Consider the following 14089-nt stretch of genomic DNA (forward strand, 5'->3'; position numbering starts at 1 on the left):
AATGGAAAGGCGGGCTTCGGCCCGCCTTTTCTTTTGTCTGGTGGAAACTCGAAGGGCGGCGATCACACCAACGCAAGATTGCACGACATCCCAAGCTTGGTTTTCGACGAGCTACTTCAAGTGAAGTAAGCCTCTCGAAAAGGTGCGAGCTGATCGCTAAAGAGCGCTGCCTTCCCGATCGCGTCCGACGAGATTGGTGCACGGACCTGTTTCACACTAGCAGTACGGACTTTCCGCTTGCTCATGTGGAATTCACGCGTTTGCGGTTCATCCTGAAGACCGAAATGGTTCAGTATCGCGGCAATCCCTTCTTCGGGTGCGCGAACCAGATCCTCATAAAAAACGGTCAAAATCCGGTCCGGAAAAACGTGTGTCCAATGATCGTGAAGCGCGTCTTCTATTTTCATGTGGCGGGCGATATCTTCCATGGACCAACTCCACGGGACAGAAGACGTGAAGAAAGCGCGATACGATGATAATGCGACGTCTTCCGGATTACGGCGCAGCCATACTACCCTTGCTTCAGGCATCGAATGTAGCGCCAGGCCCATCACCATCGATTGATTGAGCGTCTTGTCGACTACGAGACCGGGCTGACGGAACCGCATATCGAGCATCCGGTGATAATCGGCAGCGAGCGCGCCGAAAGGATCGGGTCCCGTGGTCTGTGTCTGATATTGCAAAGCCCCATCGAATGTCCGGTCAAATGTAGGAATGATGGCCGGGTGAAAGAGGTTTATCTCGGCACCGTCGCCGACCTCACTATGGCTTGCCAAGATGGATTCTACCAAGGTCGTACCCGAGCGCGGAAGCCCGTGAACGAAGAGCGCGCGCTGACCCGCGAATTGGGACGGCTTCAAAGCTTCCAGGCTCTTCTTGGAAAAGCCCTCGGTGAGGCGCCGAGCTTGTTCGGCTTCCAGCTGGTAATCGTAAGGCTCCGCCTGCCTTCTTATTCGCGCACCCCGATCGTAGTAGACGAAAGCCTGCTCGATATCGTCCAGGTCTACCAGCGCCTTGCCCATGGCGTAATGATATCGCGACTGGGTCAGTGGGTCGTAAGAACCAATGTGATCTTCGACCGAGGCCAAAGCTTCGAAATCGGGATCTCCAGCTGCGAATGTCTTGGCCATCGCCAAGCCGAACCATGCCTGTGGTTCGCTTGGCTCAATCTTCAAAGCGTCGCGTAAAAGCGCTTCTGCCTTCTCGAAATCGCCTTCCTCGCTGGCGATTGTGCTGCGAAAGTGGAGGCTTGCAGGGTGATTTCTTGCATTCGCGGGGAGACGATCAAGGTAGCCCAGAGCCTCTTCGGATCTCCCCATCTGGGCCAGAAGCCCGCAGTGTTTCAAAAGACCACCCAAGGTGATCGGTTCGGACAGAGCGACACGGCGTGAGGCATCGATCGCCAAGTCGATTTCGCCGATCTTTTCCGCAAGTTTGGCGATATTGCCCCAGCGTCCGGTGCCGCCGGGCCCGGAGTTCAACTCCTGCTGCAACAGATCAGCGGCGTGAGCGCGCTCTCCTTTTTCCAGCGCGGATAAAGCGTCGAAAATCAATGACCGATTGGATACCATTCCTCCAAGTTAGCTTGCAGAAATATCCTGTCCATGGTGCCCGAAGGTCGAGTGTCGATTCGATTTGCAGGATCGGCTATTAATCCACGGCTGCGACACGCGTTGGATAAGAAGTGAAGCCAATATTGGGCACCTCGCGGCATGACGCGTCTCGTTAAACAATCTGGCCTCGCAAAGATTTGATTTTCGAGCAGTGCGTATCGCATCGGGCGCCGACCTCCCCATGCGCTCCCCACTCAGCAATGTTGCAACCTTGTCACACCAGCAAGCATATTGGCCGCAAATGCTGCAACTGCGTTGCTCAAAGCACAAGGATAGCGCAACTTCCGTCCACCAGAGTGATGTGGAGCGATGCAATTGGCAAGTTGTTGCTTGAATCCGGTCGTCCACAGTCTGCGCAACCAGTTGTTTGGGGAAACAATCAATGAAATTTAACTTCGCAAATTTGAGCGGCCGTGCGGTGCTTTATGCCAGCGCCGGACTTACGGCTATGGCGCTTTCGGCTCCGGCCATGGCGCAAGTCGCCACCGAAGATGAAGAGAGCGTTGATTCGCCTGCAGCGCCCGAGGCCATCGTTGTCACCGGGTCGCGCATCACCAACCCGAACCTCGAGCTGGCCAGCCCCGTAAGCGTAGTTACCAGCGAAGACCTCGAATTGGCGCAGACCAACGTCGCGGAAGAATTCCTGCGCGAACTCCCCTCGGCGGTTCCCAGCATCGGTTCCGCGGTTAACAACGGCAATGGCGGCGCAAGCTTCGTCAACCTGCGTGGCATCGGGTCCAACCGTAACCTCGTCCTGCTAGACGGTCGTCGCTTCACCCCTGCCGACACCACCGGTCGCGTTGACCTCAACAACATTCCATTGGCGGTCATCGAGCGCACCGAAATTCTGACGGGCGGCGCTACCACCACCTATGGCGCGGACGCCATCGGCGGCGTCGTCAACTTCATCACGAAACGTGATTTCGAAGGTGTTGAAGCAACCGTTTCGGAACAGCTTACCGAAGAAGGCGACGGAGCAGTATTCCGCGCCGATGTTACGATCGGCGCAAATTTCGACGACGGCCGCGGCAACGCTGTCCTGAGCATCGGCTATCAAAACCAAGATCCGGTCTATCAGGGCGACCGCGACTTCTCGATCTTTAACGTCGGCTCATTCAACGGCCAAGGCGGTGGCTCGTCCAACGCGGTTCCAGCTGTTATTGTCGCTGGCGATGGACCCGATGCCGATACCGTTGGTTTTTCAGGACAGATCAGCGATGATGGATTGACCCTTGGCGAGTTTGATCGTCCCTTTAATTTCAATCCGTTCAATATTTTCCTAACACCCTTCGAGCGGTTCAACATCTACGGTTCGGGCCGGTACGAGATGTCGGATGCCGTTGAAGTGTTCACGCAGGCGTCTTTCTCGAAGAACACTGTATCGACGATCATCGCTCCGGGCGGTTCGTTCTTCAACACATACACCTTTAACTTGAACAACCCGTTCATTCCGGATGCCATTGCCCAGCAATTCGGTGACAACCTTGGCTTGACCGCGGCAGAATATGCAGCTGCGCGCAATACGCAATTTGGTCCCACCTTGGCCGATGGAACTGCCAACCCCGATTACGTAGAGTTCGACGCGCAAGTTCGCCGCCGCACACCGGAAGCTGGTGCGCGTACCTCGGACTTCACTACCACCTTGTTCAATCTTGTTGGCGGCCTTCGCGGCGACATCACTCCGAACGTTCAGTGGGAAGTTTCGGGCACCTATGGTGAGAGCGAGCAAATACAGCGTCAGGGCGGTTTCGCTCGTTTTGACCGGCTGCAGCAATCGGTTCTTGCAATCCCAGATGGCGCTGGCGGCGTCCAGTGTATCGATACAAATGGCGGCTGTGCGCCTATCAATCTGTTCGGGAACCTTGGTAACCTTGGTTCGCAAGAAGCCATTGATTATGTCTTCAATCTTACCCAGCAGGTCATCACTAAGGCTTCGCTGCAGCAGGTTCAGGGCCTTCTCACTGGCGACTTCGGTTTCGGAATCTCCGACACCCCGGTGGCATTCGCCGCGGGTGCTGAATATCGCAAATACACTGCATCGCAAATCTCGGACGAAGCTTCGCAAACTCCGGGCGCAGTTGTTGGTGGTGGCGGCGCTGCTCCCAACATCGATGGCGAATACGATGTGAAAGACGTTTTCGGCGAATTGGTGATCCCAGTCATCGAAGACTCCTTCATTCGTGAACTGACTGTAGAGCTCGGTGCACGTTATTCGGATTACTCGACAGCCGGTGGCGAATTTACCTGGAAGGCCGGCGGTACTATGTCGCCGACTGACTGGATCACCTATCGTGGTAACTACCAGCGCTCGTCGCGCACGCCGAATATCGGCGAGCTTTTCTCGCCGGTGACGACGTTCCTGACGAACCTCGCGGTGGATCCTTGCGCTGGCAGCAATCCGGTCGGTAATGCCGACCTTACGGCCGCCTGTGTTTCACAGATTGTCGCAAACGGCGCCACACAGGCACAAGCTGAAGGGTTGATCGGCAACATCTTGCAGCCAGCTGCTGGACAGATCAACGCCACCGGCGGTGGGAACCCGGATCTTGGTGTCGAAACTGCGACTACCTGGACGGTCGGTGCGGTAATCGAACCGCTCTATAATCTGTCCCTGACTGTCGACTATTGGAACATCAAGATCGAGGATGCTATCACATCGCCTACGGTCGATGACCTGGTGGGTGGTTGCTATAACAACCCAGGAGCCAGCAACCCGATCTGTGGTCAGATCCTGCGAAGCGCCACGACGGGCGGGCTGGACGGATCTCCAGACGAAGTGCCTGGTCTTCTGCTTGGTTCTTCGAACCTTGGTACAATCAAGACCGACGGCATCGACGTCAGCTTGCGCTATCGCACAAGCCTGACCGACACCATCGGCCTGCGCTTATCGACAGATGGTACATGGGTAAACCGGAACAAATTCCAGGCGACACCCACATCCGTTGATCGCGAATGCGTGAGCTATTATTCGGTCAACTGCAGTTCGATCCAACCGGAGTTCGTGTTCAACACGCGCGCTACGGTGTCGTTCTTCGATCAGGTCGATGTTTCAGTTCTCTGGCGCTATCTCAGCTCGACTGAATTTGAACCGCTTCAGCGTGAACAGTCCGGCGACGCATTCGTAGGAACACTCGATGAATCGACTGGACCGCTTGCTGGTCGCGATGTGGACTTCAACAATATCGATGCCGAAAACTATTTTGATCTGAGCACGCGCTGGATGGCGACCGATAACTTCGAGTTCGTCTTCACCGTGCAAAATCTGCTCAACAATAAACCGACCGTTGTCGGTTCGGACATCGGCTCGACCGCGTACAACTCGGGTAATATCTACCCCTCTACTTATGACGCGCTGGGCCGCCGCTATGCAGTAGCTGCGAAGTTCCGCTTCTAATTCAATCGTCGTAACAAATTGAAAGGGGCGGCTCTTGAAGCCGCCCCTTTTTTGTTTCTCAATTACATGTTAGAAGAACTCTAGTTCTTGGAGGAATCTTGATGTTAAAACAGGTTCAACTTGCAGCTATGGCTGTGGCACTTGTGCTGCCGGGTAGTGTCGCTTTCGCTCAGGAATCCACTGCAGAAGAAAAAGAACAGCCAGAGAAGATCACTGATCGTGATCATCCTGACTTCGTTCGATGCCGCACGGAACGGGTAGTCGGCTCGCTCGCGAAGAAGCGAAAAGTGTGTCTTACAAATCGCGAATGGGAAGAGTTCGCTCGCCGAGGCAATGACGTAGCCAGACAAACGGTCGCACAAAACGCCGCTGGAATGACGACAGATTAAGCGAAGTCTCTCAACAGGTGTGTGGAAAGGATCCGACCTAATCCAGGTTGGTTTCGGGATTTACATTGAGGTCGATCCCCTTCGCCAACTGACGGATCCACTCCGCGACCATATCTATTTCTTCCCGATTGTACTCTCGAGTATGATCAAGTCGTGCTTGCCTGTCATCCGCAGAGTAGGCAGCGCCATCCTTTGAATTACGCGTAAAAACCGGTCCTTCCGCTATTGCCTGTGCTTCAGAATATCCCAGTGGTATTTCTAGGTGTCTATAGAAAGCCTTCGTCGTGCGGAGCGGATCCCTCAACAGCGTAGCGCTGTCGCAGAAGGCCACCCGATTGGCGCCTAACTTTTTTTGCATCCGAGTGAAAATGGCCAAATGGGACAACCAACTTAAACCGGCAATCTGCAAGTCGGTCAGTTCCAATAGTTCTTCTGTAGTGAACTTATGGCTGAGGGCGTGATCTTTTGCCTGCCCGATCAATGATGTGCGTGCCCACTGACGCCCCCACAACCCCTTGACCGCAATCGAGGAAAGGAATTCTTCGATTGGCGCGTACAGGAGCAACGCTCTCGCGTTCGGCCGCATAGCGAGGATGGCGGGCCCGATGACGTTCGCAATGCTAGAAGGCTTGATTACCACATGCTGATCGTGCCCCAACGGCCGTGACAAGAGTGATAAGGAAAGATCGAGTACCTCCGCCAGACTTTGAGTTTCTGCCCCGCGCCGTCTCCAGCCTACGATATCGTTAAGCAATACAGGCTCTTTAAAGCCCATTGCCACGCCCTCGAGGTCGAACATGCGAGCGGCAAGAGTGGAGCAGCAATACGCTGAATGGAAAATAAAGTGAATTGGCGCCTGCGGCACAAGCGATTTGTCGATCCGATCGCGGGGTACGGCTATGAAGTTCTGAGTGCCTCCGAGATGTTCATCAGTGAGGAAGCTAGCTGACCGGTGATCCTCTCTTGAGACCCGAACAAAACGAAAGCTATCATCTGTTTCGTCGTAGCGATGCGGAAGCCAATCCGGATCAGCGAGGATCGCCAAACTGTCACTCATTACGATGTCAGTCACCGGATCCGCGTCACGCCCTTGAAACCCGTCTTACCAGGAATGCGAATGCGAAAACCGCCGGTTCCACTTTCACTTATCGTTACAGTAAGCCCAGGCTTGAAGCTGGCCCTTAACCCCCCGGTAGATGTCAATCTCCATAATTGACCATTCTCAAGTTCGATTACAGTCATTCGGGTACGTAAATCTTCGTCGACCCTAGCTATCGTGGCATCGAGTTCGACCATTTCGGTACCTTGCCCGTCGATCGGGAGACCGAAACGTTTACGCTTGTATGCATCGCGTTTTGTTACAAGCGACTGGTCAACTCCGTAAAGCGCGTCGAGAGCAACATCATAACATTCAAGACGCTCGGCACTGCTGTCGATTTCGCGGCATGCTTGTAACGATGTATCGGTGGGAGGGGCATCCTGCGCCGACGCTGAGGAGGAAACGGGACCGCTGAAAAGCAGAGCAATAGGCAACAGTCGATACATGGGCGATCCCGTCAAAATTAAAGCAAAGCCTAGCAGATAGAACAAATTCTTCCAAGATTTTCGCTCATTAAGTTCATCCCTAGCGCCCGCGCTGAGCATGAGTTCTCGGCGAAACGGATTGATGCGCTGCGTATCGATGTTCCCGATAATGCGCCCCCCTCACATTATCGCACATTTCTAATGTGGCAACCTTGTCACACTAATTTAAATATTAGTCATATATAATACACGGGCATTGCCCAAGCCTGCCGTATCCCGCAGGTTTCCCCAATCAGGCCGTGCTGGAGAGAACGGCTTCTGCATGAGTATCCGCTCCAGAAGCTCGCATCATGGTCTGTGTGATTAATTGGTTGGGGATACATTCCATGAAATTGAATTTTGCAGATTTCAGCAGTCGTGCTGCGCTCTATGCGGGCGTCGGATTGGCTGCTGTGGCGCTTTCGAGCCCTGCTCTGGCGCAGGATAATAGCCAAGAAGCCGCCCCTGAACAGGTCGACGTGACTGACGCGGTTGCACCTGATGCAACTTCGAACACCCAAGGTGCCATCGTCGTCACCGGTTCGCGTATCCGTCGCCCGGAAATCGTCGGCACCGAGCCCACCAGCTCGATTAGCGCCCAATACTACGATGACCGGAATATTACCAATGCGGCCGACGCGCTGAACGAACTCCCGCAGTTCCGCAGCAGCGTCAGTCAGCGTGGCGACCAGGCTGGTTATGGTGCTGGCGTCAACTTCGTCAACACGTTCGGGTTGGGTTCAAACCGTACGCTGAGCCTCGTCAACGGTCGCCGCGTCGTTTCTTCCAACCTTCCTTCGCTGTTCTCGTCCGGCGCACCAGGCGTTCAGGTCGATCTCAACGTCATCCCGACCAACCTTATCGAGCGGATCGACAATGTATTCGTTGGCGGTGCGCCAATCTACGGTTCGGATGCCATAGCCGGAACCGTCAACATCATCTTGAAGGATGATTACGAAGGATTCGAAGTTGACGCGACTTCCGGAATTTCGGATCGCGGCGATGCGTTCAACTACAATGTTTCGGGACTGTTCGGCTCTAACTTTGCCGATAACCGCGGCAACGTCACGCTTTCGATGGCGTACGATAAAGCGAACGGTGTTCGCGGCTCAGACCGTCAACACATCCGCGAAAACCTCGGCTTCCTGAACAACAACTGCGCCCCCGGCACCGACCAGCCTGCGGATGACGGCCGCGTCAATCCGAACATCGGGTGCAATACCGGCCCGGACGACGGCGTCCCGGCACGTGTCGTATTTCCGAACGTGCTGTCGCCTTACCTTTCCACCGGCGGTGTTATCACAGACGCGGGCTTCGGTCTCGCATTTGCTCCTGACGGAACCATCATCGACAATATCTTTCCGGGCACGAACCTCACCGGCTTTTTCGGAACGGGGCTGAGCCCGACGGCCTATAACACAGCCGATCAGTTCAGTGTCACCTCGACGCTTGAGCGTTTCACCACCAATGCATTTCTCAGCTACGAGATCATGCCGGGCGTGGAAGCGTTTGCAGAAGGCCTGTACTACAACAGTCGTGCGATCGAAGAAGGCAACAATCCTTCGTTTAACACCTTCGTATTCGACCCGGGTGTGTCGGGCGGCCTTACCTATGATGTCGCGACCAACCCGTTTCTCACGGATCAGGCTCGCGCCACTCTGACTGGCCTTGGCCTTACCACCTTCAACGTTTCGCGTTCCAACGAAGACCTCTTTGATAATGGTACGGTAACCGAAAGCGAGCTCAAGCGCGGCGTAGTCGGCCTGCGAGGTGAATTCGGCGGCCTGTTCGACAATCGCTGGAACTACGAAGTCAGCTTCAATTACGGCACAAACGAAATTGAAAACTTCGGTCAGGAGATCAACCAGCAGCGGTTCATCAATGCGGTAAGCTACGTTGCCGGCCCCAATGGCCCGGTCTGCACGGCGACGCCCCCTGTACCGGTCGCTCCCGATCAGCCGGTTCAGCCGATCGCCGATCCTGCCTGCGTTCCGCTCAATCTTCTTGGTGTCGGTGTAGCCAGCCAGGAAGCGCTGAATTACATCCGTGAAGACATCAACGATGTCGCCAACATCACTCAAAAGGTCATCAACGCCAACTTCGGCGGCGATCTTTTCGACCTGTGGGCCGGTCCGATCGGTTTCAACGTAGGTTACGAACATCGTGAGGAAGAAGCATCCTTCACACCCTCGAGCTTCACTCAGTTCGGTGAAGGCCGGGGATCTGCTGTGACTCCGACTTCGGGCAAGTACAATGTCGACGAGGTCTTCGGCGAAGTGCTGGTACCACTGGCATCGCCTGAGAACGATATTCCGTTCCTCAACAGTGCGGAAGTGTTCGGCCGGGTCCGGTATGTCGATAATACCGTGAATGGTGGCTTCACTTCCTTCGCAGTTGGCGGTCGTATCGCTCCCATCGAGGACATCCAGTTCCGCGGGAACTTCACACGCTCTTTCCGCGCTCCTGCGATTACCGAACTGTTCCTCCCACAGAGCCCTACCTTCGTTCGTCCGCCTGACCGTTGTACTGCGCAGGCGATCGATGCCGGTCCGGTTCCGGAAACACGCACACGGAACTGCTTGGCGTTCTTGGCAGCGACCAATAACGATCCGGCCACCTATAACTTGCTTGCAGCGCAGGCATCGGTTGCCGGTCTGTCGGGAGGCAATCCGAATCTCGAAAACGAGAAGGCTGACAGCTTCACCTTCGGTGTGATCGTGCGTCCGCGTTTCGTGAATGGTCTAACCATCACTGCTGACTACATCGACATCGAACTTGAAGGTCCGATCGCCAGCTTGACTGCGGCGGAGCTTGCCTCGGGTTGCTTTGACAACGAGAACTTCAACGCAGCAGACCCGGTCAATGGCAACTCCTTCTGCCAGGCACTTGGTTTTGGTGCGGATGGACAGATCCCCAACCTGCCCACGGATCCGGCTGTAAGGACCGGCTTCGTCAACGGTCAGAGGATCCTGTTCGAGGGCATCACCGGAGCGCTGGATTATCGCACTTCGCTCGACGGACTCGGTATTCCGTTGACCCTGCGCACAGGAGGTGATCTCCTTTATGTGAAGCGTCGCATCGAAGACATCACCGGGGTGGCTCCGCAGCGTTCGGACGGTACTCTCGGCGATCCGGAATTCTCCGGCCAGGCCCGCCTGGTGTTCGCCGGCGAAAACTTCGGTGTCGGGACTTACGTGAACTACACTGGCGAGCAACTGTTCTCGCGCTTCGATCGTGGCGGCAGCCCGAACGATACGCGTGAACTCGACGAGCTTGACGATTACGTGACGGTCAACATGAACGTGTATTTCGATACGGAAAGCGATTTCCGCTTCAACTTCGCGGTTACCAACCTGTTTGATCGTATCGGTCAGGACTATTTCGGATACATCTATCCGGGCTCGGAAAACGACGACATCGGTCGCCGCTATGCGATCAGTGTGAGCAAGCGTTTCTAAACACACTACTCCGACCAACTGAAAGGGCCCCGAGATTTCGGGGCCCTTTTTTTGAACGCAGTGAGTTACTTATCACGGGAAAGGGACCTCCCGCTACGCTACGCTACTTTCATCCTAGGAAGTGATCATGAAATCCTTTTTGGATCCATAATCAATTCATCAAATCAAGCTATTACCGTGTCTCCTGACCTACATCCACGCGCTAACCCCACAGCGAAGGAGCGCGATATTTTCGCAATTTAGGATACTCTAATTCTAAAGTTCCGACGGCGAGAATTTATTTCCATGCGATCGAATTGGCTTCAATACGTTTGCTACAGTTTTTCGGATGCAAGCCCTTCATAACACCTTGTTTACCAGATTGTTTTTCGGATCATTCATCCCTGCTCATGGTTCGGGCTTGCCAACGCATGCGTTGCAGGAGCACCACACAGCATTTATTGTTGCTTTTTTTTGAAGCAATCTGTTTGCTGAACGCAATTTAGAAGCGCATTCACCTTCTATCGGGTCCCACGCGGATGGTTTCGTTATGGCTCTCATCCCACTTGATGTGCCGGAGACCGATTTTATTACATAACACTTGGGAATGTAACGAATGCGAACTTTTAAAACAAAACTGAGCGGTCGCGCTGCTCTTTATGCTGGAGCCGGTATCGCGGCAGTAGCACTTGGCACTCCAGCGATGGCGCAGGAAGTGACAACCGAGCAAATCGGCAATGGCGCTCCTGCGGAAGCGACTGCTAGCGGGCAGGACACCATCGTCGTCACTGGTTCGCGTATCCGTCGGGCAAACCGTGACACCATGGAACCGTCGATTGTGGTCGGTTCCGATCAGATCGAGGAACGCGGCCTGACCAATGTTGGCGAGGTCCTTAACGATCAGCCCGCATTTGGACCTCCCGCCAGCAGCCCGGTAGGTGGCCAGGGTGGCAGTTTTGGTTCTGGTCAGAGCTTCATCAATTTCTTCGGACTCGGTTCGCAGCGTACCCTCACGCTAGTTAATGGCCGACGCTACGTTAGTTCAAACACCGCTTCGATCTTTGGCCCGACCGCCGCGGGATCGCAGGTTGATCTCAACACCATTCCGACGCTGATGGTCGATCGCCTCGAAACGATCGCTGTAGGGGGCGCACCGATTTACGGGTCTGATGCCATCGCCGGAACGGTCAACATCATTCTCAAGGACCGTTTTGACGGCATTCGCCTCGACGCGCAGATGGGAATCGCCGAAGAAGGCGACGCTCGGGAATACCGCGTTGGCGGAATTGCTGGCACGAGCTTCGCAGATGGACGAGGTAACGTCGTCGCCGCTGTGGAATACAATAAGACTGACGGTCTGCTCTACACCGATCGCGAACGCACGGCCCGTGGCTTGTACTATGCCGCCCCGAACGACCCGAACTCCCCCTTCGACAACGTTCTCATAGAAAATCGTCGCTTGCCAATCTTGAGCCAGTTCGGTGCGCCGACGACAGCGGACATTTTCCCTGGCGAAGGATTCGATATCACCGATGGCAGCGGTAACACGCTTGTCTTTGACGCGAATGGGAACCTCGTACCGCTCGACTTCGGTGTTCGCTACGGTACTGTAAGTTCGTCGGGCGGCAATGGCTTCAGCCTCCTTCCGGTATCGAACCTGCTTTCACCCGTCGAACGCTACCTTGGCGCCCTGTCGGCAAGCTATGACGTTTCCGACAGCATCACCGCGTTCGTCGATGCACAGTATGCAAATTCCAAGGGCACCGAACTCCGTGCACAACCGGTTTACAATACCGCGTTGTTCGACGATGCGGGTACGCCGGATGGGAATCTCATTGTATCGCTCGACAACCCGTTCCTTTCCGATGAAGCGCGTGCCACGATCGGCGCCCAGCTTCCCGCCGGCCAAGACTTTTTCTATCTCGGTCGTGCCAATACCGACCTAATTTCCGGAGAAGGGTCTTCGGAAGTCGAAGTGTATCGCGTCGCAGGAGGCCTGCGCGGCGATCTTTATCTCGGATCACGCGATCTCAATTGGGAAGTTTCGGCCACCTACGGCCGTTCACGGACCGAAGGTCGCAGCCGGGAACTGGTTCAACAGAACTTTGAAAACGCTTTGGCTGGCTGCCCAACTGATGCCGTCAGTTCACCGATCGAAACGATCAGCGGCACATGTACGCCGTTCAATCCCTTCGGCAATCAGAATACCCAAGCTGTGGCCGACTACATAACGACGATTGCCAATCCGACTGCAACCAATGAACAGGTCGATGTCATCGCTACCATCGGCGGTGATCTAATCGACATCTGGGGCGGAGCAGTCGCGTTTTCGGTTGGCTATGAACATCGTGACGAGTCGGCCGATTTCGATCCGGGCACTTTCTTCTTCGGGCAGCCAGATGCTGAAGATCCAGATGCTCCGCGCACCCAGTATGGACGCTCTATTCCAATCGATCCTGTTTCCGGTTCGTACAACACCGACGAGGTCTTTGGCGAGCTTCTGGTCCCGATCGTATCGCCATCGATGGACTTGCCTTTCGTAAACTTACTCGAAGCCAAGGGCGCCGTGCGGTACGTTGATAACTCGCTTACGGGCGGCGATTTGACCTGGACCGCTGGAGGCCGCTGGAAGCCGGTTGAAGATATTGCTTTCCGGGGCAACTTCACCCGCTCTATCCGCGCGCCTGCCATCACCGAACTGTTCAATCCGAACAGCGCGATTTTCACGACGGCTGATGATCCGTGCGATTCTCGTTACATCAACGCCGGTCCTAACCCTGAGCAGCGTCAAGCAAACTGCGCTGCAGCGGGCCTGCCAGCGAACTTCACCTCGAATATCGTGGACTTCACCACTCGCGGTTCGCTTTCTGGCAACACCGATCTCGAGAATGAAAAAGCCGACAGCTGGACAATAGGCGCGGTTCTCACGCCGACGTTCGCACGGGGTCTTACGCTTTCAGTCGATTACGTGGATATCGCGCTGGAAGGCGCTATTCAGAGTGTCGATGCGGAAGGCACCCTCGAAGCGTGCTATGATGCCAACGACTTCCCGAATTCCGCTTGCGATAGAATTGATCGTGGTGCGGACGGCCAGGTCGAATTTATCCGGACCGGATATCTGAACGTCGCATCGTATGATTACCAGGGTATCATTGCCGACCTGCGCTGGTCTGAGCCGACGCCCTTCCTCGGCGCTGATAGCCGCCTTGGGTTGCGTGGCTCGTATCAGTACATCGACAAGCTCGAACAGCAGGTCGGTACTGGCGATCTTTCGACGTCACGTGGTTCGATCGGCTACTCCAAGCATCAGGGAACCCTCGGCGTCACTTATGACAATGGTGATTGGGGTGCGTTCACTCAGTTCCAATATATCGGCAAGGCAGTTGTCGATGCCGACGCGGATCCGAGTGCATACCAGTTCTTCGATGTTGACGATGTCGTCTTTATGGATGCCGGTCTGAGCTTCCGGACCGAAGACAACTTCGTTTTCCGCTTCATCGTAGAAAACGTGTTTGACCGTGATGCTCCTATCCAGGTCCCCGCAGCTGGTGGAGCAAGTCTCTCGACCTATTTCGACGGTATCAGGGGTCGTTATTTCAAGGCAGCAGCAACATTCGAATTCTAATCGATAGCTTGCGACCTAAAGAAAGGGCCCCCGGAAACGGGGGCCCTTTTTTTAATGTCTATTTAAGT

General features: G+C 55.0%; 7 protein-coding genes. 4 read left to right on the forward strand and 3 right to left on the reverse strand.

Translation table 11 applies throughout. From position 1 onward, the window contains the following. Positions 1-116 precede the first annotated feature (116 nt). On the reverse strand, positions 117-1571 hold the full coding sequence (locus ACYQ0G_RS05910; protein WP_460100470.1) for a tetratricopeptide repeat-containing sulfotransferase family protein: 1455 nt from the start codon (positions 1569-1571) through the stop codon (positions 117-119). Between the two features lie 424 nt (positions 1572-1995). Between ACYQ0G_RS05910 and ACYQ0G_RS05915 the strand changes: the two genes are divergently transcribed. Both ACYQ0G_RS05915 and ACYQ0G_RS05920 read left to right on the forward strand, forming a co-directional pair. Then, positions 1996-5007 carry a TonB-dependent receptor plug domain-containing protein gene (locus ACYQ0G_RS05915; RefSeq protein WP_460100472.1) on the forward strand — a complete coding sequence of 1004 codons (3012 nt, stop codon included), beginning with the start codon at positions 1996-1998 and terminating at the stop codon, positions 5005-5007. Between the two features lie 101 nt (positions 5008-5108). Next, positions 5109-5396 carry a hypothetical protein gene (locus ACYQ0G_RS05920; RefSeq protein ID WP_460100475.1) on the forward strand — a complete coding sequence of 96 codons (288 nt, stop codon included), beginning with the start codon at positions 5109-5111 and terminating at the stop codon, positions 5394-5396. 37 nt (positions 5397-5433) lie between these two features. Here ACYQ0G_RS05920 and ACYQ0G_RS05925 read toward each other — a convergent pair whose 3' ends face one another. Both ACYQ0G_RS05925 and ACYQ0G_RS05930 read right to left on the reverse strand, forming a co-directional pair. Next, complete coding sequence (locus tag ACYQ0G_RS05925) at positions 5434-6468, reverse strand: hypothetical protein (protein ID WP_460100478.1); 1035 nt, start codon at positions 6466-6468, stop codon at positions 5434-5436. After that, positions 6465-7040, reverse strand: a complete 576-nt coding sequence (locus ACYQ0G_RS05930; protein WP_460100480.1) for a hypothetical protein — start codon at positions 7038-7040, stop codon at positions 6465-6467. Before ACYQ0G_RS05930 ends, ACYQ0G_RS05925 begins: the two co-directional genes overlap by 4 nt. Before the next feature lie 266 nt (positions 7041-7306). On the opposite strand from ACYQ0G_RS05930, the gene ACYQ0G_RS05935 reads away from it, so the two are divergent. Together ACYQ0G_RS05935 and ACYQ0G_RS05940 are read left to right on the forward strand one after the other, a co-directional pair. After that, a complete protein-coding gene (locus tag ACYQ0G_RS05935) occupies positions 7307-10417 on the forward strand; it encodes a TonB-dependent receptor domain-containing protein (RefSeq protein WP_460100483.1) in 3111 nt (1036 codons plus the stop codon). 595 nt (positions 10418-11012) lie between these two features. Next, the gene (locus ACYQ0G_RS05940) at positions 11013-14021 is read left to right on the forward strand and encodes a TonB-dependent receptor domain-containing protein (protein ID WP_460100484.1); all 3009 of its coding nucleotides are present in this window, start codon (positions 11013-11015) and stop codon (positions 14019-14021) included. The last annotated feature ends 68 nt before the right edge of the window (positions 14022-14089 follow it).

The sequence above is a fragment of the Qipengyuania triglochinis genome, from assembly GCF_054655615.1.

Excerpts from the sequence above, each read along its gene's own strand:
- ACYQ0G_RS05910 (WP_460100470.1), bottom strand. The coding sequence starts at position 1,571 with ATGGTATCCAATCGGTCATTGATTTTCGACGCTTTATCCGCGCTGGAA.
- ACYQ0G_RS05915 (WP_460100472.1), top strand. The coding sequence starts at position 1,996 with ATGAAATTTAACTTCGCAAATTTGAGCGGCCGTGCGGTGCTTTATGCC.
- ACYQ0G_RS05920 (WP_460100475.1), top strand. The coding sequence starts at position 5,109 with ATGTTAAAACAGGTTCAACTTGCAGCTATGGCTGTGGCACTTGTGCTG.
- ACYQ0G_RS05930 (WP_460100480.1), bottom strand. The coding sequence starts at position 7,040 with ATGCTCAGCGCGGGCGCTAGGGATGAACTTAATGAGCGAAAATCTTGG.
- ACYQ0G_RS05935 (WP_460100483.1), top strand. The coding sequence starts at position 7,307 with ATGAAATTGAATTTTGCAGATTTCAGCAGTCGTGCTGCGCTCTATGCG.
- ACYQ0G_RS05940 (WP_460100484.1), top strand. The coding sequence starts at position 11,013 with ATGCGAACTTTTAAAACAAAACTGAGCGGTCGCGCTGCTCTTTATGCT.